The sequence below is a fragment of the Pseudomonas sp. NBRC 111133 genome, assembly GCF_001320605.1.
Lineage (GTDB): Bacteria > Pseudomonadota > Gammaproteobacteria > Pseudomonadales > Pseudomonadaceae > Aquipseudomonas > Aquipseudomonas monteilii.
In genome coordinates this window covers 1-22,009 of sequence record NZ_BCBJ01000026.1, presented here as the reverse complement: position 1 = coordinate 22,009, position 22,009 = coordinate 1, and the positions used below count along the sequence as shown (strand labels likewise).

The window sequence follows — 22,009 nt, the reverse complement described above, 5'->3', positions numbered from 1 at the left end:
TCCTGATGCTCAAGATTGTTGTATCAACAGGTTGACCGGAAACTCCGCCAGCACGGCGCTCAACATCAGCTCCCTTGAAGGGCTGACCGCCGCGTAAGGGAAAAGTCCCGTCGAGTTGGCAGGCGACAAGGCAAACGGTAGTACCAGCCGGGTGTCGTCCCAGTTCTGTGCCGGGATCAACGGGGTTGCGGCGCCGCCCAGCAGGCCACTGGCCAGGCGTGGGGCGACGACGATGGCGCGTTCGCCTTCACCCAGGCGGGCAAAGGCGATCACATGGTCTGCATGTCGGCCTTGTACCGTCAGCGGCAGGTAGGCGCCGCGGCGGAACAGGTCGGCATGGACCTGGCGGCAGTCCAGCAGCCGGGCGATCAAGGCCTGCTTGATGCGGCCGTCGCGCCAGTGGGCCAGCAGCTCGGTGGCGGGCGTGGCATCGCCCAGGGTGGCCCGCCTGCAAGCGTAGTCCACGGCGCGACGGTTGTCCGGGTCGACCAGGCTGAAGTCCCAATACTCGTTGCCCTGGTACAGGTCGGGTACACCGGGCGTGGTCATGCGTAGCAAGGCCTGCACCAGGCCATTGAGGGCGCCGGGGCAGGCCAGCAGTTGCGCGGCATCGGCCACCGATTTGCGCAGCTGCTGGTTCTCGTTGTCCAGCAGCAGGCGGTCGATGTAACGAGCACAGGCGTTTTCGTAGGCGTCGTTCGGGGCGCTCCAGCTGCTGCGCAGCTTGGCTTCGCGCAAGGCCTTCTGCTGCCACTGGCGGATGCGGTCGGCGTACTGGCGCAGGGCGTTGCCGTCGTGCAGGTCGAGGTCCAGCGGCCAGCTGCCGAGCAGGGTTTGCAACAGCATCAGCTCGTCGCCGGGGCTGGGTGCAAGGCCATCGTCCAGCTGCATACGCAGGGGCTCGGCCAGTTCGCGCCAATGTTCTACCCGGCTGGCCAGCCAAGGGCCGCGCTCGCTGAGTACAGCCAGGCGTGCGCGGGTGTCTTCGCCGCGCTTGTGGTCGTGCGTGGCGGTGGCCAGCAGGTTGTCGGGGAAGTCGCGCAGGCGCCGCTGGGCTTCGTTGTGGAAGTGCATGGGCGAGGCGCTGAAACGTTCGGCCTCGAAGCCTACGTCGTTGCGCGACAGCAGCCGGGCACTGCGGTAGAAGGCGGTGTCTTCCACGGCCTTGGCGGCACTGGGCGCGGTCAGCTGCTGGAAACGCACGCAAGCATGGCGCAACTGCTTGCGGGCGCGGCCCGGTGGCAGGTGCCGCCAGCCTTGCCCGCCGAGCCATTGCTCAAGGTGCTCCAGCAGCGGCCAGTCGGCTTCGCCGAGGTCTTGCCGGGCATTGGCCAACGCTTGCTGGAAAAAACCTTCGTCTTCAGCCGGCCGCCCGCAGGCGTTGAAGTAGGTGCGGTACACCGGGTAATGCGCCACCAGGGCCTGCAAGGCCCGGCGAATGGCGCCCAGGGTCAGGTCGCGGGTCATCAGGTCGTTGCGCGCCACCTGCAACAGGGCCTGGGCTACCGATTCGCAGTCTCCAGCCAGGCTGGCGTTGAGCACCAGGTGGCGCGCCTGACGCACTTCTTCAGGGAAGTCCGGGCGCTCGGTGACGTTGGCCCACAGTTCCGTCAGCGGCGCTTCGCCAGCCGGGTCGTGCTGCAACAGCGAGATTTGGTTCATGAACTCGTAGCCGGTGGTGCCGTCGGTTAGCCAGTCTCGGTGCAGGTGCTCGTTGGCGCCGAGGATCTTCTCCACGTAGATCGGGAAGTGTTCCAGGGCAGCCTGCAAAGGCCGGCGTGCCAACAGGCCATCGACGCGCCGGCGCAGCTTGCGACAGTAGCCACGCGGGTCGGCAAGGCCGTCGATATGGTCGATGCGCAGGCCGTCCACCAGGCCGCGTTCGATCAGTTCGAACAGCTTGGCGTGGGTGGCCTCGAACACCGCCGTGCGTTCCACCCGCAGCCCGCCGAGTTCGTTGATGTCGAAAAAGCGCCGCCAGTTGATGTCGTCGGCGGCGGTGCGCCAGCTGGCCAGGCGGTAGGTCTGGCGCTCCAGCAGCAGGTGCAGGCGCTTGAAGCCGGCCTCGCTGCGGCTGTCGAACGCCAGCAGGGCCGAGTCGAGGTCGGCGCCCTCGCGGGTCAGGCGGGCCAGCTCGGCCTGCAGCGGGAGCGCATCGGCCAGCGGCGTGGCCGAGTCGTTCAAGGCGGTGAAGTGCTCGGCCAGGGCCTTCAGGGCCGGCTCCGGGCTGAGCGCCAGGATCCAGCCATAGTCGATCGGGCAGATCGGGAAGCGGTGCTCGTAATGCGCCACCTGCAGCAAGCCGTGATGCGGGTCGAATTCCAGCGGTATCTCGCCATCCTTCAATGCCACGCCATAGTCGCTGCCCAGGAATGGCAGCAGCAGTTGCCCGGCCAGCAGCGGGTCGCTGGAATGCCACTGGATGTCGAAGAATTCTGCATACGGGCTGCGCCGGCCCCAGGCCAGCACGCTTTGCCACCAGGGGTTGTCGGCGCCGCCCACGGCCATGTGGTTCGACACCGTGTCGAGGATCAGCCCCATGCCGTGCTGGCGCAACGCGGCGACCAACCGCTCCAGCGCGGCCTCGCCGCCCAGCTCGGGGTTGACGCAGGTCGGGTCGACCACGTCGTAGCCATGGCGCGAGCCAGCACGGGCTTTGAGGATGGGCGATGCATACAGGTGGCTGATGCCCAGCTGGGCGAAGTACGGCACCAGCGGCACGGCATTGTCGAGGGTGAAGTCGCTGTGAAATTGCAGGCGCAGGGTCGCGGTGAGGGGCTTCATCGGTCACGCTCCCAGGCCTGTTCGCGGGCCTGGGCCAGCAGTTCCAGGCGCCGTGCGGCATCTTCGTCATCCAGCAGATCGCGCACTGGCAAGGCGAACCGCCGGCGCCAGTTGGGGTGCCCGGCGGTGGTGCCCGGCAGGTTGGGCTGCTCGTCACAACCGAGGAGGTCTTCCAAAGGCACCAGCACCAACGGCGCGCGGGTATGGCCGACGTAGCGGATGGCGGCATCGATCAGCGCGTCGTTGTCCTTCAACGCACCGTAGTTGGCTTCCAGGGTGCGGCGCAGGCCGTCGTGCTCTTTCTGGCGGTCATGGCGCCAGTGCAATTCGGTGGCGGCATCGATCAGCTGCAAGCGATGGCTCCAGTCGATGTCGCGGTTTTCCAGCCAGCCGGCCAAGGGCGCCAGGTCGTGGGTGCCGGTGGTGGCCAGCGCGTTGTCCGGCCAGTCGAGAATCGGCTTGAACTGGCCGGGCTGGGCTTGCTCGAAGGGCAGCACGCGCATGCCCAGCACGGCTTTTTCCGCCAGGGTTTCGCGCAGGCCATCGGGCACGGTGCCCAGGTCTTCGCCCAGGATGATCGCCTGATGGCGCACCGACTCCAGCGCCAGCAGGCGCAGCAGGTCGTCCAGTGGGTAATTGAGGTAGGCACCTTCACTGGGCTTGGCGCCCTGTGGGATCAGCCACAGCCGGCGCAGGCCCATCACGTGGTCGATGCGCAGCCCGCCCGCGTGGGCGAGGTTGGCCCGCAGCATTTCGATGAAGGCGCGGTAGCCATTGCGCTTGAGGCCTTCGGGCGAGAACGCGCAGATGCCCCAGTCCTGCCCGGCGCGGTTGAGGATGTCGGGCGGCGCACCCACCTTGAGGCCCGCCAGCAGTTCGTCCTGGCGGCTCCAGGCCTGGCTGCCGGCACCGTCGGCACCCACGGCCAGGTCGGCGATCAGGCCAACGCTCATGCCGTTGCTGCGGGCGGCGTCCTGCGCACGCTGCAGGCCTCGCTCGGTCAGCCATTGGCAAAAGGCATGGAACTCGATCTTGGCCGGGTAGGCGTTGGCAAAAGCTTCAACTTCCGGGTGGTAAGGGTCGTGCCAGGCCTTGGGCCAGTTGCGCCAGTCGGCGCCCAGGCCATGCTCTACCGCCTGTGCTTGCAGTACCTCGAAGCGGCAGTGGTGCTCAAGCGCCTGGCCGCCGGCTTCGCGGAAGCTGTCGAAATCCGCGCGCAGTGGATGGTTGCCCTGGCTAAAGCCCTGGTACAGCGCTTCGAGCAGGCGCAGTCGGGCGCTGGCGGCGCGTGGCCAATCGACCAGTGAACGTTGTTCCAGGTCTTCCAGTTGCTGCTCCAGGCCGCAGGCTTCGATGGCCATGCGCACCTCCCGTTCACCCAGCAGCGCAGCGGGGCTGGCGTACAGGGTGTTGAGCAACAGGCGGCTGGAGGGTGAATAGGGGCTGTAGTGTTCCTGGTCGATGGCCGACAGGGCGTGGATCGGGCTGATGGCCAAGGCATCGGCGCCGCGTTCGGCAGCGGAGCGGGCCAGTTGCTCCAGCGCCAGGCAATCACCGTAGCCGCCGTCGCCAGGGCGGCGCAGGCTGTACAGCTGCACGGCCAAGCCCCAGCAGCGCGGCGGGGGGTGCGGCACCTTGTCTTCCAGGCTGTGACAGCGCGGCGGTGCCACGGCCACGGTGAAGCGGCGGCTGTCGATTTCAACGTGGTGGTAGCCTATGGGTAGCTCGCCGGGCAGGCGCGCCTGATCGTCGAGGCTGAGGGTAAGCGAGGTGTGGTCTTCCAGGGTGCAGTGCGCGACGCTGGCCGCGCTGAAGTAGCGTGCCAGCGCCAGCGGCTGGCCAAGGTCGGCGGTCAGCAGAGGTGGCAGGTGCTCGCTGTCTTCTGCGGCCTCCACAGCGCGCAGGCTGGTGGCAATGGCGGTGTCATCGGCGGCCGGGTGGCCCAGGCCTTCCAGGATACTGCGCAGCACCTCATCACTGACGCGCTGGGGCCGGGCGTTGGCGTCGACCCAGTCGCGGCTCAGCCCGACGCGGTTTGCCAAGCGGTGCAGGGCGGTTTCGCTCATGGACGCTCCAGATCAGGGGGAAGCAGGCTGACCACGCAGCTGTAGGCAGCCAGTTGGCTATCGGGGTGTCGGGTGTCGCTGCTGTCGAACAGCCAAGTGGAGGCTGCGGGTAATTCGATGGACTGCGGTGTGTCGCCCAGGTTCAGGTCGATACGCAGGGTGTTGCCATCGCCCAGGCGCCAGCGTGCGGTCAGCGCCTTTTCGCCGTGCACCTCGGTGCCCAGTGAACGGCTACCGGGCAGGTGCGGGATGACATGACGGCGACGCAGGCCGAGCAGTTGCTGGTACAGGCCGTGCCAGCCGGCGATCACTTCCTTGTTTTGCGGGCGTGACGCTTCGAAGGTCTGTTCGGCGTTGGGGTCGGGAATACGCGCGCGTTGCTCGGGGTCGGCGAACGCGTTGAAGTGGGCGAATTCGCCGCGCCGGCCTTCGCGCACGGCATCGGCCAGCTGGTCATGAAAGTCGGTGAAAAACAGGAACGGCTGGCAGCTGCCATCGTCGTCGCCCATGAACAGCAGCGGGATCATCGGTGCCAACAGCAGCAGGCCAGTGGCCGCCCGCAAGGCCGGCGGCGGGCACAGGCGGGTCAGGCGTTCGCCCAGGGCGCGGTTGCCGACCTGGTCGTGGTTTTGCAGGAACAATACAAAAGAACTGGGCGCCAAATGACCACTGGGTTCACCGCGTGGTGTGCCATGGCGGTTGGCCTGGCCCTGGAACACGAAGCCTTCGGCCAGGCAGCGCGCCAGTTGCTCGATGGGGCGTTGCTGGTAATCGGCATAGTAGCCTTCGGTTTCACCGGTCAGCAGCACGTGCAGGGCATTGTGGCCGTCGTCGTTCCACTGGGCGTCGAAGCCTTGCTCCAGCAGGCCGGCCTGGTTGTGCTCGTTTTCCAGCACCAGCCACACCTGGCGGCCGGGTTCCACGGCGGCGCGCACGCGTTGCGCCAGTTCGATCAGGAAGTCGGGCTGGTCGATGGCATGCACGGCATCCAGGCGCAGGCCGTCGCAGCGGTAGTCGCACAGCCACATCAGGGCGTTCTGGATGAAGTACTCGCGCACCTGCGGGCGGCGGAAGTCGATGGCGGCGCCCCAGGGCGTCTGCCGGTCTTCGCGGAAGAACGGGCTGGCGTATTGGTGCAGGTAATTGCCGTCGGGGCCGAAGTGGTTGTACACCACGTCCACCAGCACCATCAGCCCCAGGCCGTGGGCCTGGTCGACCAGTGCACACAGCTGCTCGGGGGGGCCGTAGGTGTTTTGTGGCGCGAACGGCAGCACGCCGTCGTAGCCCCAGTTGCGCTCGCCGGGGAACTGCCCCAGCGGCATCAGCTCAATGGCACTGATGCCCAGCTCGGCGAGGCGCGGCAAATGCCGGGCGACGCCGTCGTAGCCATCGAGCAAGCCGACATGCAGCTCTTGGATCACCGCTTCGTGCCAGGGCCGACCTTGCCACGTGTGTTGCCAAGGGTAACCGGCCACATCCACCACTTGGCTCGGCCCCTGTACCCCTTCAGGCTGGTAGCGCGAGGCCGGGTCGGCAACCCGCAGTTCGCCGTCAACGCGGTAGTGGTAACGGTCACCGGCCTGGCACGGGGCCACGCCGGTGTACCAGCCCTCTTCATCCGGCAGCAGCGCGATGGCCGGCTGCTGCTCCAGTTCCACGCTCACGCTGCGCGCATCGGGTGCCCAGAGGGCGAAGCGCGCCGACGTGGCGTCCAGCAAGTGTGCGCCATGCCTGTGCATCTTCTGACCCTCGCTCAGTAATGGCCCAGCTGTGCCTGCTTGACCAGGTTCTCGTAGAGACGGGCATAGGGTTCCACCGCCTGGCACCAGTTGAACGGCTGAGTCATCGACAGGCAGCGCATGGCGTTCAGCAGGTCCTTCTTGCCGTACACATAGAAGGCGCGGCTGAGTGCCTGGCGGTAGCTCTCGACGGTGGATTCGTTGAACAGGAAGCCTGTAACGCCGCACTCGATGGTGTCGGCCAGGCCGCCAGTATTGCGCGCCACCGGCAGCGAGCCGAAGCGCTGTGCGTACATCTGGCTGAGGCCGCACGGCTCGTAGCGTGACGGCATCAGCAAGAAGTCGCTGCCGGCGAACATGCGCCGTGCGTCGGTTTCGTTGAAGCCGATGCGCACACCGATGCGGCCTGGGTGGCGCAGCGCCAGTTCACGCATGGCCTGTTCTTCTTCCGGCTCGCCACGGCCGATGATCGCAATCTGCCCGCCTTGCTCGACGATGTAGTCGGCCACGCCCAGGGTCAGGTCCAGCCCCTTTTGATAGACCAGCCGCGAAACGACGGCGAACAGCGGGCCTTCCGAGGCTTCCAGGCCGAACAGATCACGCACTTCCTGGGTGTTGCGTGCCTTGCCTTCCCAGTCATTGATGCTGAAGTTGTGCTGCAGGTGCTTGTCGGTGGCCGAATCCCAGCTTTCGTCGATGCCGTTGGGGATACCACCGAGCAGGCCTTGCTGGGCCTTGCTGGCCAGGAAACCGTCCAGGCCGCAGCCAAATTCGGGGGTGGTGATTTCCCGGGCATAGGTGGCGCTGACCGTGGTGATGTGGCTGGAGTAGGCCAGGCCCGCCTTGAGGAACGACAGCTTGCCGTAGAACTCCATGCCTTCCTGCTGCATGGCGTGGTCGGGAATGGCCAGCTCCGGGCTGCAACCCCGGCTGTACACACCTTGGTAAGCCAGGTTGTGAATGGTGAACAGGGTAGGCGTGCTTAGCCCGCGCCAGTGCATGTAGGCCGGGGCCAGGCCGGCGGGCCAGTCATGGGCGTGCACCACTTCGGGTGTCCAGTGGATCTTGCCTTCGCCAGCCGCAATTTCGGCGGCGGCCAGGCCCAGGCGGGCGAAGCGGATGTGGTTGTCGGGCCAGTCGCGGCCATTGTTGGCACCATAGGGCGTGCCGTCGCGCTGGTACAGTTCGGGGCAGATCAGCACATAGATCACCAGGCCGTCGGCCATGTCCATGCGCCCGATCTTGCACGGCGGCAGTGCCGCGTGGCCTCCCAGTTCACCGACGATGTGGATGGGGTTGTCGCTTTCCATCACCTGGCGGTAGCCGGGGATCAGCACCCGCACATCGTGCAGATGCGCCAAGGCGCGGGGCAGGGCGGCAGATACGTCGCCCAGGCCACCGGTTTTCACCAGATCGGCGATTTCCGAGGTTACGAACAGGATCTTGCGCTTGTTGGGGTTGTGCTGGCGCTGGGCGCCGGGTGCCGTGCCTGTCTTGGCGAAGTCCGGTGTGAGCGGCTCGCGGTTGTCCGGGTTGAATGAATCTACGTGAGGCTCGACAGCGGCACTGATCATACTTCTCTCCGTCCCTATGCTTGGCCGGGTGCTGGCACCCGTGGCGATATATCGTGTTGGTTCTCTCTGGTTCGAATCTGCGTAGTGCGTTCCATGCCCCTGAGTCGTGCGCGCAGGCACAGCGCTGTCGGCATTCCGGCCGCAGGCGAGTGGACTGGTTGGGGTGGGTGGGCCGTGGCTGGGAGTGCCCCATGCGTTTGGCCTACTTAATTCATGACCTACCGGCTTTCCTTAAAGTTCGACTTTTTACGTCACTCTTCTCTTGAGCAAATGGCGGGCCGAAAACCGAGTGTAGGAGAGAACGCGATAAAAAGGTGACCCACTGGTCATTAATGTGAGGTGCGAAATAGACGCAAACGTTGGCGTATGTGACTGGATGTGAAAAGGTTTGCCGGAGCCGTTTTGCGGGTGCGCCAAATTGTGGCCGGAGTGGGCGGTTGCACCATAGTGGGGCATTGGATGGGCGTTTGCTTCTTCGCGGGTGAACCCGCGAAGGGGACTGACCTGGAAAAGTAGAGTCAACAGGTGGGAGCCCTACAGCCCCCACTGAGAGGAAGGAAAGATCAGAGGCTGACGGCCTTGCCGTCGGTACGCGCTTGCGCCAGCAGCAGGTTCAGTTGGGCGACCTGCTGGCGCAGCTGGTCACGCTCGTCTTTCAGTTTACGCAGCTCATCACGGCGCACGGAGACATAAAGTGTCTGGGTTGGGGTTGCTGGCATTAAGGTACCCATGAGCACACCTCGCGGTTCTGGCTGGCGACAATTAAAGCGTAGACGCTTCACGCGGGGCGCATTCTGAATTCTTTCGCAGGGCTTGGGAACTTTTTTGTTTATCGTGGTCTCGCCGTTCGTCGCTGAACCCTCCTGCGGTACGCTGGACTAATCTGAAAAGCTGGACTGTGTCGTCAACCATTTCGAAAAGGGAGCATCGGCTCATGCAACTGGGAATCGTCGGGCTGGGCCGCATGGGCGGCAATATCGCAAGGCGCCTGATGCGCGCCGGCCACCGCACCGTGGTACACGACCGCAACCGTGAGGCCATCACCGGGCTGGAAGGCGAGGGTGCTCAAGGCGCACACGACCTCGGTGCACTGGTACAAAAACTGAAAGCGCCGCGCGCAGTGTGGGTCATGCTGCCGGCCGGTGAACCGACCGAGCAGACCATCGCCCAACTGGCCGAACTGCTGGAGCCGGGCGATGCGATCATCGACGGTGGCAATACCTTCTACAAGGACGACATGCGCCGCGCCGCTGAACTGGCCAAACGCGGCCTGCATTACCTGGACGTGGGCACCTCCGGCGGTGTGTGGGGCCTGGACCGTGGCTACTGCATGATGATCGGTGGCGAAAAGGACGTGTTCGAGCGCCTGGAACCGCTGTTCAAGGCGCTGGCGCCGGGCGTGGGCGACATCCCGCGTACTCATGGCCGTAGCGGCGAGCACCAGCGTGCCGAACATGGCTACATTCACGCCGGCCCACCCGGTGCAGGGCATTACGTGAAAATGGTGCATAACGGCATCGAATACGGCCTGATGCAGGCCTATGCCGAAGGCTTCGACCTGCTGCGCAGCAAGGGCGGCAACGAGCTGCCCGAAGACCAGCGCTTCGAACTGAACGTGGCCGAGATCGCTGAAGTGTGGCGGCGCGGCAGCGTGGTCACTTCGTGGTTGCTCGACCTCACCGCCGATGCCTTGGTGGCCGACCCGCAGCTGTCGCAGTTCAGCGGCTCGGTGTCCGACAGTGGCGAGGGCCGTTGGACCATCGACGCCGCCGTGGAACAGGCAGTGCCGGTGCCGGTGCTGTCCAGCGCGCTGTTCGCCCGCTTCCGCTCGCGTCAGCAGCAGGGCACTTACGGTGACAAGATCCTCTCGGCCATGCGCCTGGGCTTTGGTGGCCATGTCGAGAAGAAAGCCGAATGACCAAACAGACCATTCCTGCTGCACCGCCTTGCACCCTGTTCCTGTTCGGCGCCAATGGCGACCTAGTCAAGCGCCTGCTGATGCCGGCGCTGTACAACCTCAGCCGCGATGGATTGCTGGACCGCAACCTGCGCATTGTCGGCGTCGACCACAACCCGGCAAGCGCCGAGGATTTTGCCGGGCGCCTGCATGCGTTCATGGTCGAGCGGGACAAGGGCACGGCCAAATGCCTGGACGAAAAGCGGTGGGCACGCCTGGCCAAACGCCTGGATTACCAGACCGGTGATTTTCTTGACCCGGCGACCTATCAGGCTATCGCCAAGCGCATCGACAAGACCAGCCATGGTAATGCGATCTTCTACCTGGCAACCTCGCCACGCTTCTTCCCCGAAGTGGCCCAGCGCCTGGGGCAGGCCGGCTTGCTCGACGAGTCCGCCGGGGGCTTTCGCCGGGTGGTGGTCGAGAAGCCGTTCGGCACCGATCTGGCCAGCGCCGAGGCGCTTAACGCCTGCCTGCTGAAGGTGATGGGCGAGCGGCAGATCTACCGCATCGACCATTACCTGGGCAAAGAAACGGTGCAGAACATTCTGGTCAGCCGTTTTTCCAACGGCCTGTTCGAATCGTTCTGGAACAACCACTACATCGACCATGTGCAGATCACCGCTGCGGAAACGGTTGGCGTCGAAACCCGTGGCGCGTTCTACGACAGCACCGGCGCCCTGCGCGACATGGTGCCCAACCACCTGTTCCAGCTGCTGGCGATGGTGGCGATGGAGCCCCCCGCAGCGTTCGGCGCTGACGCCGTGCGCAGTGAAAAGGCCAAGGTGGTCGGCGCCATCCGCCCGTGGTCGGCGAAAATGGCCCTGAAAAACTCCGTGCGTGGCCAGTACGTTGCCGGCAAGCAGGGGCGCAAGCCGTTGCCCGGCTACCGGCAGGAGGCCAATGTCGCTGCCGACAGCCAGACCGAAACCTTCGTGGCACTGAAGGTCATGATCGACAACTGGCGCTGGGCTGGCGTGCCGTTCTACCTGCGCACCGGCAAGCGCATGAGCGTACGCGATACCGAAATCGCCATCTGCTTCAAGCCCGCGCCCTATGCGCAGTTTCGCGAGTCGGAGCTGGAGCGGCCCAAGCCCAATTACCTGAAAATCCAGATTCAGCCCAACGAAGGCATGTGGTTCGACCTGCAGGCCAAGCGGCCTGGGCCGGAACTGGTGATGGAGAATGTCGAGCTGGGCTTTGCCTACAAAGACTTCTTCAAGATGACCCCGGCGACCGGCTACGAGACCTTGATCTACGACTGCCTGACCGGTGATCAGACCCTGTTTCAGCGTGCCGACAACATCGAGAACGGTTGGCGTGCAGTGCAGCCGTTTCTCGATGCCTGGGCGCAGGATGGCGAAGTGCATGAGTACCCGGCGGGTGACGATGGGCCTGAGGCAGGCAACGAACTGCTGGCGCGGGACAAGCGCGAGTGGCACCGGTTGGGGTGAGAGGTTTGTGACCCTGTACCGGCCCTTTCGCGGGCACTGGCGATCACATCAAGGAGACCAAATGCCCACCCACATCGAAGACTACGCCCTGCTGGGCAACTGCCGAAGCGCCGCCTTGGTCAGCCGCGACGGCTCACTCGACTGGCTGTGCCTGCCACGCTTCGACGCCCCAGCCGTATTCGCCGCACTGCTGGGCAACGAAGAAAACGGCCGCTGGCGCCTGGTCCCCTGCGACCCGGTCGAGCACAGCAGTCGCCAATACCTGGACGACTCCCTGGTGCTGGAAACCACCTGGGTTACCGCCACTGGCCGTGCCCGCGTGCTCGACTTCATGCCCTTGGGCGAGGTCAATTCGGTGGTGCGAATCGTCGAGGGCATCTCTGGTGAAACCAACTTCGAAATGGACTTGGTCATGCGCTTCGACTACGGGCGCAGCGTGCCCTGGGTGGAACGGCTCGACCCACTCACCCTCAGCGCCGTCGCGGGCCCTGACCGACTGATCCTGTGCAGCACCGTGCCGCCCCATGCCCGCGACCACCATACCGTCGCCCGTTTTCGCGTTGGCACAGGTGAGCGGCACATCTTCAGCCTGCGCCATCAGCCTTCGCACCTGCCCGTGCAACCCGACTGCGACACTGACCTGGCCCTGGCCCACACCATCGATCAATGGCAGGCCTTTGCCGCCCGCTGCCCGCACGTAGGTCCCTACACGGCTTTGGTGCGCCGCTCGTTGCTCACCCTCAAGGCGATGACCTACGCCCCCACAGGAGGCATCGTCGCCGCCGTCACCACCTCGCTGCCCGAGCGCGTGGGTGGGGAACGTAACTGGGACTACCGCTTCTGCTGGTTGCGCGACGCCACCATGACCCTGCTGGCGTTCATGAACCTTGGCTATTTCGACGAAGCCCAGGCCTGGCGTGAATGGCTGCTGCGTTCGGTGGCCGGCAACCCCGAACAGATGCAGATCATGTACGGCCTGGCTGGTGAACGGGATTTGCAGGAATACACCTTGCCGTGGCTGGCCGGTTACGAGCATTCGCAACCCGTGCGGGTGGGCAACGCCGCCTCGCAGCAGATGCAGCTGGACATCTACGGCGAACTGGCCGATGCCATGACCCAGGCGATCAAGGGCGGTTTGCCGCGCCACCCGCGCAGCGCTGCTATATCCCGCTTGATCTTGCCCTACGTCGAGGGCATCTGGCGCGAGCCGGACGAAGGCATCTGGGAAGTGCGTGGCGGCCGGCAGCAGTTCGTGCACTCCAAGGTGATGGCCTGGGTGACCTTCGACCGCGCTGCGGGGCTGGCTGACACCACGGAGGAAGGCCGTGAGCGTGGGCGGCATTACCGACAGGTAGCCGATGAGATCCACCGTGAAGTCTGCGAGCGTGGCCTTGATGCCAGCGGTCGGTATTTCGTCCAGGCCTACGGTTCTACAGAAATGGACGCCAGCCTGTTGCAGGTTGCCCTGACCGGATTTCTGCCGGCAGATGATCCACGCTTTTTACGCACGCTTGAACAGATCGAACAGCGCTTGCTGAAGAACGGCCTGCTGTTGCGTTACGACAGCGACAGTTGCAGTGATGGCCTGACGCCCGGGGAGGGTACTTTCCTGGTGTGCTCGTTCTGGCTGGCTGACGTGTATGTCTTACTCGGGCGCCAGGCAGAGGCGCAGGCGCTGTATGAACGCCTGACCGGCCTGTGCAACGACCTTGGCCTGCTGGCCGAGCAATATGACCCGGCCGGCCAGCGCATGCTTGGCAACTACCCTCAAGCGTTCAGTCATATCGGCATCATCAACACTGCGCTCAATTTGTATCGGGCACAGTGCCCCGTGCGTGACCGGGCGAGTTGCAGATAGGTGCGACGTGCACCAAGGAATTGCACCACGTTGGAGCAAGCGGAGTAGACTAGGCCAAACCCCTTAGGCACGGAGCACCCATGGGCATTCGCGGTACTGATCGGCAGATCGACAACATCGAGTTCAATGTCAGCGACATCGCACGGAGCAAGGCCTTCTATGGCAGCGTGTTCGGCTGGGTGTTCACCGACTACGGGCCTACGTACACCGAGTTCAGCGATGGCCGGTTGACTGGCGGCTTTACCACTGGCGAGCCGGTGACTCCGGGTGGGCCGCTGATCATCCTGTATGCCGACGACCTGGAGGCCACGCAGCAGCGGGTCGAGGCGGCGGGTGCGAAAATCAGCCGGGCAACGTTTGCCTTCCCCGGCGGGCGACGTTTCCACTTCATCGACCCGGACGGTTATGAACTGGCGGTGTGGACGGCCCAGGGCTGATGGCCAACCACAAGATCGAAATCCGCCGGCGCAATATCGAGAAGATTCTGCAGGCGGCGGAAAAGGTGTTCGCCGAAAAAGGCTATGGCGCCACCTCCATGGGCGACATTGCCGAACAGGCCGAGTTGCCGCGCTCCAACCTGCACTATTACTTCAGCACCAAGGACGACCTGTTCCGCGCGGTACTGCAAGACTTGCTGGACGTGTGGAAGCAGGACGCGCTGTGCTTCGAGAACTTCGACGACCCACGTGTGGTGTTGACCAGTTACATCCGCGCCAAGATGGGCCATTCGCGTTCGCGGCCGCTGGGTTCGAAGATCTGGGCCGAAGAAATGCTGCACGGGGCGCCGGTGCTGGGGGTGAACCTGGAGGAAAGCCTGGTGCCCTGGGCCAAGTTGAAAGAGGCCAAGATCCGCCGTTGGGTAGAGGAGGGGCGCATTCTGCCAGTGGAGCCGTCGGCGTTGCTGTACATGATCTGGGCTTCGACCCAGCACTATGCTGACTTTGGCTACCAGGTTGAACTGCTCAATGGCGGGGAGATGTTGTCGGACATGGCGTTCGAGAGTGCGGTGCAGACGGTGACCAGTGTGATCTTGCGAGGGATTGGGTTAGAGCCTTGATACAGCAAGTGGGGCCGCTGTGCGGCCCTTCGCGGGCAAGCCCGCTCCCACAGGAATTGCGCGGTTTTCACAAGCGGCGCGGTCCTTGTGGGAGCGGGCTTGCCCGCGAAGGGCTGCGCAGCAGCCCCTATCTGCCTCAGCTCGCCTCGCGATAGGGATTACGCGGATCCTGCGTCCAGTTCAGGTACGGCTTGCCGGTATCCTGCGCCTCCATCTCGATGCAGCTTTCCACAGGGCAGGTGATCTGGCACAGGTTGCAGCCCACGCATTCCTCCTCGATCACACTGTAGGCATGCGTGCCGTCAGCCTTCAGCGTGCTGGCAATGGCCTGGTGAGACGTATCCTCACAGGCTATATGGCAACGCCCACAGCCAATGCAGGCCTCCTGGTCGATATGGGCCACCGATTTGTAGTTGATGTCCAGGTACTTCCAGTCGGTGGTATGCCCCACCGCCTGCCCGCGAAATGCTTCGATGGTGGCATGCCCATGCTGGTCCATCCAGCGCGCCAGGCCATCCTTCATGTCCTCGACAATGCGGAACCCGTGCAGCATCGCCGCCGTGCACACCTGCACGGCGCCGCTGCCCAAGGCCATGAACTCTGCCGCATCACGCCAGTTGCCGATGCCGCCAATGCCGCAGATCGGCAAGCCACGCGTTTCCGGGTCGCGGGCGATTTCCGCCACCATGTTCAGTGCAATCGGCTTGACCGCCGAGCCGCAGTAGCCGCCGTGGGTGCTCTGGTCCCCCACGATGGGGTGGGCGACCATGCGGTCGAGGTCGACACTGGTGATGGAGTTGATGGTGTTGATCAACGACACCGCATCGGCCCCGCCCCGGTGCGCGGCACGGGCCGATTGGCGGATGTCGGTGATGTTCGGCGTAAGCTTCACGATCACCGGCAGCGAGCAGTGCGTCTTGCACCAGCGGGTGACCATTTCCACGTACTCCGGCACCTGGCCGACCGCCGCGCCCATACCCCGTTCAGGCATGCCGTGCGGGCAGCCGAAGTTAAGCTCGATGCCGTCGGCCCCGGTGGCCTCCACCAGTGGCAGGATGAACTTCCACGATTCTTCCACGCACGGCACCATCAGTGACACGATCAATGCGCGATCGGGCCAGTCTTTCTTCACTTGGGTGATTTCGCGCAGGTTGATGTCCAGCGAACGGTCGGTGATCAACTCGATGTTGTTGATGCCCTGCACTTGGCGGTTGGCGCCGTAGTGTGCTGAGTAACGCGACGACACATTGACCGCCGCCGGGTCCTCGCCCAGGTCCACACCACGCCGCCCCAGCCGGCCTCGAAGGCGCGGACCACGTTGTAGGCTTTGTCGGTGGGCGGCGCGGAAGCCAGCCAGAACGGGTTGGGTGCCTTGATGCCGGCAAACACGATAGACAAGTCGGCCATTTACGCTGCCTCCACGTTGAGCATGAGTCGGGCATGGATGGCTTCGGCGGCCAGCTTGCCGTGCTGTACGGCCTGGACGGTAAGGTCCTGGCCGAGGGCAGTGCAGTCACCGCCGGCATACACGCCCGGCAGGCTGGTTTGCAGGGTTTCGTCGACACGGATGCGCTCACCCTCGCGGGCCAGCTGTGCAGCCACCGGGTCGCCGAGACTGGCATCGTCGAAGCGTTGGCCGATGGCCTTGAAGATGGCATCGGCGGCCAGCTCGAAGGTTTCGCCAGTGTCGCGCAGGCGGCCGTCGGCCAGCTCGGTGCGGGCGAAGCGCATGCCGCGCACCTTGCCAGCGTCATCCAGCAGTACGGCATCGGGGCGGGCCCAGGTGTGCAGGCGCACCTGGTTGGCCTTGGCAATGTCTTGCTCGTGGCCGGTGGCGCCCATGTCGGCATTGCCACGGCGGTACACGAGGTTGACGTCGCGGGCGCCCAGGCGGCTCATCTGCACGGCCATGTCGATGGCGGTGTTGCCGGCACCGATCACCAGGCAGCGGTCGGCCAAGGGCAATTGGCTCAGGTCATCGGCCTGGCGCAGTTCGCGGATGTATGCGGTGGCGGCGAGCAGGCCGGGGGCTTCTTCATCCGGCAGGCCCAACTGGCGCACGGCATTCAGGCCGAGGCCAAGGAATACCGCGTCGTACTGGTCGCGCAACTCGCCCAGGCTGAGGTTGTCGCCCAGGCGCTGGCCATGGCGAATTTCGATGCCACCGATGCCCAGCAGGAATTCCACTTCACGTTGCGCATAGTCGTCGACCAGTTTGTAGCGGGCGATGCCGTACTCGTTGAGGCCGCCAGCCTTGTCACAGGCCTCGAACACCACCACGTCATGCCCGTGCATGGCCAGGCGATGGGCACAGGACAACCCTGCAGGCCCGGCACCGACCACGGCGATACGCTTGCCGGTAGCCGGTGAACGCTTGAACGGGTGTTCGGTGAAGTGGGCGTTGTCCAGGGCATAGCGCTGAAGCTGGCCGATCAGTACCGGCGCACACTCCTGCGCGTTATTGCGCACGCAGGCTTGCTGGCAGAGGATTTCGGTGGGGCATACACGGGCGCAGCTGCCGCCGAGGATGTTGGCGGAGAGGATGCGTTCGGCGGCGCCTTGCAGGTTTTCGTCACTGATGCGGTGGATGAACGAGGGGATGTCGATGTCACTGGGGCACGCGTTGACGCAGGGCGCGTCGTAGCAGTACAGGCAGCGTGCGCTTTCGACGGCGGCCTGGCGAGCGGTGAGGGGTGGGGCCAGGTCGCCGAAGCGCTCGGCCAACTGGTCGGCACCGGCCCGGGGGCGCGGCAAGTGGTTCAGGGCGTCGATCACGGTTGTAGCCTCTCTATTTTTGTTGGGGCAGGCGACAAGCAAGCTTGGCGGTGTTATCTGGCGGCGCTGCGCGCCCCAATCGCCTTAACGCTGCACGGGCGTCGGGCGCTGATGCTCGGCCCTGCGCTCCAGCACCTCATACACCGACGGATACGCCGGCCGTTCCACATACCGCCCCGCGCCCGCTTCGGCACGCAGGTCGCCATCGGCCCACAGCACCTTGCCCTGGCTGATGGTGTGGCTGGGGATGCCACGCACGGTGCGGCCTTCGAAGATGTTGAAGTCCACCCGCTGGTGGTGGGTCTGGGCCGAGATGGTGCGGGTGCCCTGCGGGTCCCACAGCACCAGGTCGGCATCGGCGCCAACACGGATGGCACCTTTGCGCGGGAACAGGTTGAAGATCTTCGCCGTGTTGGTGGAGGTGAGCGCAACGAACTCATGCATCGACAAACGCCCGCTGTTCACCCCGGCATCCCACAGCACTGCCATGCGGTCCTCGATGCCGGCGGTGCCGTTGGGAATACGGCTGAAGTCGTCGCGGCCCATGGCTTTCTGCTCGGCGCAGAAGCAGCAGTGGTCGGTGGCGGTGGTGTGCAGGTTGCCCGACTGCAAGCCGCGCCACAGGGCTTGCTGGTGTTCACGCGGGCGGAACGGTGGGCTCATCACGTAGCCGGCCGCAGTGGCCCAGTCCGGGTCACGGTAGACGCTGTCGTCCAGCAGCAGGTGGCCGGGCAGCACCTCGCCATACACCGGCTGGCCCTTGCCCCGGGCGTAGGCAATTTCATCCAGTGCCTCGCGGCTGGACACGTGCACCAGGTACAGCGGCGTGCCGAGGGTTTCGGCAATGCGGATGGCCCGGCTGGCCGCCTCGCCCTCGACCTGGGACGGGCGCGACAGTGGGTGGGCTTCCGGCCCGGTCAGGCCTTGGGCCAGCAGTTTTTTCTGCAGGTGGTACACCAGTTCGCCGTTTTCGGCATGCACGGTCGGCACGGCACCCAGCTGCAGGCAGCGCTCGAAGCTGGCCACCAGGGTGTCGTCGGCGGCCATGATGGCGTTCTTGTAGGCCATGAAGTGCTTGAAACTGTTCACCCCGTGCTTGGCCACCAGCTCGCCCATCTCTTCAGCCACCTGCTCGCTCCACCAGGTGATGGCGACATGGAAGCCATAGTCGCTGGCGCTTTTCTGTGCCCAGCCGCGCCAGGTGTGGAAGGCCTCCAGCAACGACTGCTGCGGGTTGGGGATGACGAAGTCGATGATCGAGGTCGTACCGCCGGCCAGGCCCGCAGCGGTGCCGCTGAAGAAGTCCTCGCTGGCCACGGTGCCCATGAACGGCAACTGCATGTGGGTATGCGGGTCGATGCCACCGGGCATCAGGTACTGGCCACTGCCGTCGAGGATCTCGCAGTCGGTCGGGGGTTCGAGGTTTTGCCCGATGGCGCGGATCAGGCCATCGGCACACAGGACATCGGCGGGGTAACTTTCTTCGTGGGTAACCACGGTGGCGCCACGGATCAACAGGGACATGCCGTTTTCCTCGCAGGCTGACCGGTCTGGGCCGGTTCTTGGAATTGTCACGGGTGCAGGGCGGGCAGGTCGGTTAATCCTGTCAGGCCTGACAAGATTCGAGGCTAGATGCTGATTGGGGATTCATCAAGAAAATTTTCCTATTATTTTTGTGGTTTTTAACTACCTGATATTTAACGATTAATAATTCAGTTAGCGCTGGTTGCGGGGGTTTCGAAGGTTTTTGACTCACTTGACAAGATGAAATTCTGGTCAAGATTTTTAAGCACGATTACGCGTGCGTACTCCGGCCATCGAATTAGCCCGATGAGCAAACAATTAAAAGAAAATCTGGAGAAGGGCCCATGCAACAGAGCAGATCGGAAGTGGTCGAGCAAGATGGCCTGTTCGAGCTGTCCGAGGGCAGTGATGTCCTCGACAGCCCGCGCTACAACCACGACATCGCGCCCACCAAAGTGCACCAGCGCACCTGGAAGAAATGGCACATCACTGCCCTGTGGGTAGGCATGTCCATCTGCGTACCCACCTACACCTTGGGCGGCGTGCTCACCGCTTACTTCGGCCTCAGCGTGGGCGAGGCGTTGCTGGCTATCCTGCTGGCCAACGTGATCGTGCTGATTCCGCTTACCCTCAACGCGTTTCCCGGCACCAAGTACGGCATCCCGTTTCCGGTGCTGTTGCGCTCGTCCTTCGGCATCCTCGGTTCCAACGTACCGTGCCTGATCCGCGCGGTGGTCGCGTGCGGCTGGTTCGGTATCCAGACGATGTTTGGCGGGCTGGCCATTCACCTGTTTCTCGGGTCGGTGTTCGATGACTGGAAAGCACTGGGCGGCACCGGCGAGGTGATCGGCTTCATGATCTTCTGGTGCCTGAACCTGTGGGTGGTGCTGCGCGGCGCCGAGTCGATCAAGTGGCTGGAAACACTGTCGGCACCGCTGCTGGTGGCGGTGGGCGTCGGGCTGCTGTTCTGGGCGTTGCCGCACATGTCAATTGCCGAACTGCTGGCCCAGCCACCTAAGCGCCCGGAAGGGGCGAGCGTGGTCAGTTACTTCTGCGCCGGGCTTACCGCCATGGTCGGTTTCTGGGCCACGTTGTCGCTGAACATTCCCGATTTCAGCCGTTACGCCCGCAGCCAGAAAGACCAGATTCTGGGGCAGATCTTCGGCCTGCCGCTGACCATGTTCCTGTTCGCTTCGCTGGGCGTGGTGCTGACCGCTGCCTCGGCGTCGCTGGTGGGCGAAACCGTGTCCGACCCGGTCAGCCTGATCGGCAAGATCCACAGCCCGTTCTGGGTGGCCCTGGCCATGGCGCTGATCGTGATCGCCACGCTGTCGACCAACACCGCCGCCAACATCGTGTCACCGACCAACGACTTCCAGAACATTGCCCCTCGCCTGATCGGGCGCAGCCGTGCGGTATGGCTGACCGGCTTCATCGGTTTGGCGCTGATGGGGCATGAGCTGCTGAAGAAGCTGGGCTGGATCGTGTCCGACCTGAGCCTGGAGAGCGTGTATTCCAACTGGTTGCTTGGCTATTCCAGCCTGCTCGGGCCGATTGCCGGGATCATGGTGGTGGACTACTTCCTGATCCGTCGGCAGCAGCTGGACCTGGCCGGGCTGTACCGGGATGACGTGTATCCGGCGTGGAACTGGGCCGGGTTTGCCGCCTTTGCCTTGCCGGTGGCGCTGACCGTGATGGCCATTGGCAACAGCAGTTTCAGCTGGTTTTACGACTACGGCTGGTTCACCGGCTCGTTGCTGGGTGGGGGTCTGTATTACGTCTTCGCCAGCGTGGCGGCTCGCAATCCTGCGCGGCTGGCCAAGCCATTGCCTTGAGACCGCGCTGGCCTCTTCGCGGGCAAGCCCGCTCCCACAGGTTCACCACAGCTTTCGAATGGTGTGCAGTACCTGTGGGAGCTGGCTTGCCGGCGATAGGGCCCTGACAGACAACAAAAAAGCCTGAAGGAGAAACCTGTGAATCCAGTCCAAGACATCCTCAAAACCAATGCTCACCATGTCGACAGCAATCGTCTGTGGCAATCGTTGATGGACCTGGCCCGCCTCGGTGCCACCGTGAAAGGGGGCGTTTGCCGCCTGGCCCTGACCGACCTCGACCGCCAGGCCCGCGACCTGTTCGTGCAGTGGTGCGAGGCCGCCGGTTGCACGGTCAGCATCGACGCCATCGGCAACATCTTTGCCCGCCGTCCCGGGCGTAACCCCAAGCTCCCCCCGGTGATGACCGGCAGCCATATCGACACCCAGCCTACGGGCGGCAAGTTCGATGGCTGCTTCGGGGTGATGGCCGGGCTGGAGGTGATCCGCACCCTCAACGACCTGGGGTTGGAAACCGAAGCACCGTTGGAAGTCGTGGTGTGGACCAACGAAGAAGGTTCGCGTTTTGCGCCTTGCATGATGGGCTCGGGGGTGTTTGCCGGCAAGTTCACCCTGGAAGAAACCCTGGCCAAGCGCGATGCCCAGGGTGTGAGCGTTGGCGAGGCTTTGAATGCCATCGGTTATGCGGGCCCTCGTGCAGTGCTGGGCCACCCGGTGGGGGCGTACTTCGAAGCGCATATCGAGCAGGGGCCCATCCTCGAAGATCAGGCCAAGACCATCGGCGTGGTGCTGGGTGCCCTGGGCCAGAAGTGGTTCGACCTGACACTGCGTGGTGTCGAGGCCCATGCCGGGCCGACGCCCATGCACCTGCGCAAGGATGCATTGGTCGGTGCCGCTGCGGTAGTGGAAGCAGTCAACCGCACCGCCCTCGGCCATCAGCCCCATGCCTGCGGCACCGTGGGATGCCTGCAGGCGTACCCCGGGTCGCGTAACGTGATCCCGGGTGAGGTGCGCATGACCTTGGATTTCCGGCACCTGGAGGGCGAGCAGCTGAATGCGATGATTGCCGAGGTGCGCGGGGTGATCGAGGCCACCTGTGCCAAGCATGGCCTGAGCCATGAACTGGTACCTACGGCGGACTTCCCGGCGCTGTACTTCGACAAGGGCTGTGTCGATGCGGTGCGCGAGTCGGCCAAGGCATTGGGCCTGCCGCACATGGACATCGTCAGCGGCGCGGGGCATGACGCGATCTTCCTGGCCGAACTGGGGCCGGCGGGGATGATATTCGTGCCATGCGAGAACGGCATCAGCCACAACGAGATCGAGAACGCCACGCCGGATGACCTGGCGGCAGGGTGTGCGGTGTTGCTGCGGGCGATGCTGGCGGCG

Annotated in this window: 14 protein-coding genes and 1 pseudogene; 7 read left to right on the top strand and 8 right to left on the bottom strand. The window is 64.5% G+C overall.

The window, feature by feature from the left end:
• Positions 1-9: 9 nt before the first annotated feature.
• The 5 genes from APH36_RS05300 to APH36_RS32040 form a co-directional block, all read right to left on the bottom strand.
• On the bottom strand, positions 10-2,784 hold the full coding sequence (locus tag APH36_RS05300; RefSeq protein ID WP_060497781.1) for a malto-oligosyltrehalose synthase: 2,775 nt from the start codon (positions 2,782-2,784) through the stop codon (positions 10-12).
• Positions 2,781-4,850 (bottom strand): 4-alpha-glucanotransferase, encoded by a 2,070-nt coding sequence (malQ, locus tag APH36_RS05295; RefSeq protein ID WP_060497780.1) that lies wholly within the window; start codon positions 4,848-4,850, stop codon positions 2,781-2,783. The genes APH36_RS05300 and malQ overlap by 4 nt, the downstream gene beginning before the upstream one ends.
• On the bottom strand, positions 4,847-6,589 hold the full coding sequence (gene treZ / locus APH36_RS05290) for a malto-oligosyltrehalose trehalohydrolase (RefSeq protein WP_060497779.1): 1,743 nt from the start codon (positions 6,587-6,589) through the stop codon (positions 4,847-4,849). Before treZ ends, malQ begins: the two co-directional genes overlap by 4 nt.
• Before the next feature lie 14 nt (positions 6,590-6,603).
• On the bottom strand, positions 6,604-8,163 hold the full coding sequence (gene glgA, locus APH36_RS05285; RefSeq protein WP_060497778.1) for a glycogen synthase GlgA: 1,560 nt from the start codon (positions 8,161-8,163) through the stop codon (positions 6,604-6,606).
• A gap of 563 nt (positions 8,164-8,726) precedes the next feature.
• Entirely contained in the window at positions 8,727-8,894 is a 168-nt protein-coding gene (locus APH36_RS32040; RefSeq protein WP_013973320.1) for a DUF6026 family protein, read from the bottom strand.
• Between the two features lie 152 nt (positions 8,895-9,046).
• On the opposite strand from APH36_RS32040, the gene gnd reads away from it, so the two are divergent.
• From gnd to APH36_RS05260, 5 genes are all read left to right on the top strand, one after another.
• On the top strand, positions 9,047-10,081 hold the full coding sequence (gene gnd, locus APH36_RS05280) for a phosphogluconate dehydrogenase (NAD(+)-dependent, decarboxylating) (protein ID WP_082426341.1): 1,035 nt from the start codon (positions 9,047-9,049) through the stop codon (positions 10,079-10,081).
• A complete protein-coding gene (gene zwf, locus APH36_RS05275; RefSeq protein ID WP_060497776.1) occupies positions 10,078-11,574 on the top strand; it encodes a glucose-6-phosphate dehydrogenase in 1,497 nt (498 codons plus the stop codon). Before gnd ends, zwf begins: the two co-directional genes overlap by 4 nt.
• A gap of 61 nt (positions 11,575-11,635) precedes the next feature.
• A complete protein-coding gene (locus tag APH36_RS05270) occupies positions 11,636-13,432 on the top strand; it encodes a glycoside hydrolase family 15 protein (RefSeq protein WP_060497775.1) in 1,797 nt (598 codons plus the stop codon).
• Positions 13,433-13,512: 80 nt separating this feature from the next.
• Complete coding sequence (locus APH36_RS05265) at positions 13,513-13,869, top strand: VOC family protein (RefSeq protein WP_060497774.1); 357 nt, start codon at positions 13,513-13,515, stop codon at positions 13,867-13,869.
• Complete coding sequence (locus APH36_RS05260) at positions 13,869-14,489, top strand: TetR/AcrR family transcriptional regulator (RefSeq protein ID WP_060497831.1); 621 nt, start codon at positions 13,869-13,871, stop codon at positions 14,487-14,489. The genes APH36_RS05265 and APH36_RS05260 overlap by 1 nt, the downstream gene beginning before the upstream one ends.
• Before the next feature lie 136 nt (positions 14,490-14,625).
• On the opposite strand, the pseudogene preA reads toward APH36_RS05260, so the two are convergent.
• From preA to hydA, 3 genes and pseudogenes are all read right to left on the bottom strand, one after another.
• Positions 14,626-15,896: pseudogene (gene preA, locus APH36_RS05255) on the bottom strand (NAD-dependent dihydropyrimidine dehydrogenase subunit PreA).
• Positions 15,897-17,264 carry an NAD(P)-dependent oxidoreductase gene (locus tag APH36_RS05250; protein ID WP_060497773.1) on the bottom strand — a complete coding sequence of 456 codons (1,368 nt, stop codon included), beginning with the start codon at positions 17,262-17,264 and terminating at the stop codon, positions 15,897-15,899.
• Between the two features lie 84 nt (positions 17,265-17,348).
• Complete coding sequence (gene hydA / locus APH36_RS05245; RefSeq protein WP_060497772.1) at positions 17,349-18,788, bottom strand: dihydropyrimidinase; 1,440 nt, start codon at positions 18,786-18,788, stop codon at positions 17,349-17,351.
• 344 nt (positions 18,789-19,132) lie between these two features.
• On the opposite strand from hydA, the gene APH36_RS05240 reads away from it, so the two are divergent.
• Positions 19,133-20,623, top strand: coding sequence for an NCS1 family nucleobase:cation symporter-1 (locus APH36_RS05240; protein ID WP_060497771.1), 1,491 nt, complete (start codon positions 19,133-19,135; stop codon positions 20,621-20,623).
• A gap of 138 nt (positions 20,624-20,761) precedes the next feature.
• On the top strand, positions 20,762-22,009 hold a 1,248-nt coding region (locus APH36_RS05235), incomplete at its 3' end, for a Zn-dependent hydrolase (RefSeq protein WP_060497770.1).

What these genes read in the sequence shown, in the direction of transcription:
- APH36_RS05270 (WP_060497775.1), top strand. Translation starts at nt 11,636, where the DNA reads ATGCCCACCCACATCGAAGACTACGCCCTGCTGGGCAACTGCCGAAGC.
- APH36_RS05265 (WP_060497774.1), top strand. Translation starts at nt 13,513, where the DNA reads ATGGGCATTCGCGGTACTGATCGGCAGATCGACAACATCGAGTTCAAT.
- APH36_RS32040 (WP_013973320.1), bottom strand. Translation starts at nt 8,894, where the DNA reads ATGGGTACCTTAATGCCAGCAACCCCAACCCAGACACTTTATGTCTCC.
- malQ (WP_060497780.1), bottom strand. Translation starts at nt 4,850, where the DNA reads ATGAGCGAAACCGCCCTGCACCGCTTGGCAAACCGCGTCGGGCTGAGC.
- APH36_RS05300 (WP_060497781.1), bottom strand. Translation starts at nt 2,784, where the DNA reads ATGAAGCCCCTCACCGCGACCCTGCGCCTGCAATTTCACAGCGACTTC.
- glgA (WP_060497778.1), bottom strand. Translation starts at nt 8,163, where the DNA reads ATGATCAGTGCCGCTGTCGAGCCTCACGTAGATTCATTCAACCCGGAC.
- hydA (WP_060497772.1), bottom strand. Translation starts at nt 18,788, where the DNA reads ATGTCCCTGTTGATCCGTGGCGCCACCGTGGTTACCCACGAAGAAAGT.
- treZ (WP_060497779.1), bottom strand. Translation starts at nt 6,589, where the DNA reads ATGCACAGGCATGGCGCACACTTGCTGGACGCCACGTCGGCGCGCTTC.
- zwf (WP_060497776.1), top strand. Translation starts at nt 10,078, where the DNA reads ATGACCAAACAGACCATTCCTGCTGCACCGCCTTGCACCCTGTTCCTG.
- APH36_RS05240 (WP_060497771.1), top strand. Translation starts at nt 19,133, where the DNA reads ATGCAACAGAGCAGATCGGAAGTGGTCGAGCAAGATGGCCTGTTCGAG.
- APH36_RS05260 (WP_060497831.1), top strand. Translation starts at nt 13,869, where the DNA reads ATGGCCAACCACAAGATCGAAATCCGCCGGCGCAATATCGAGAAGATT.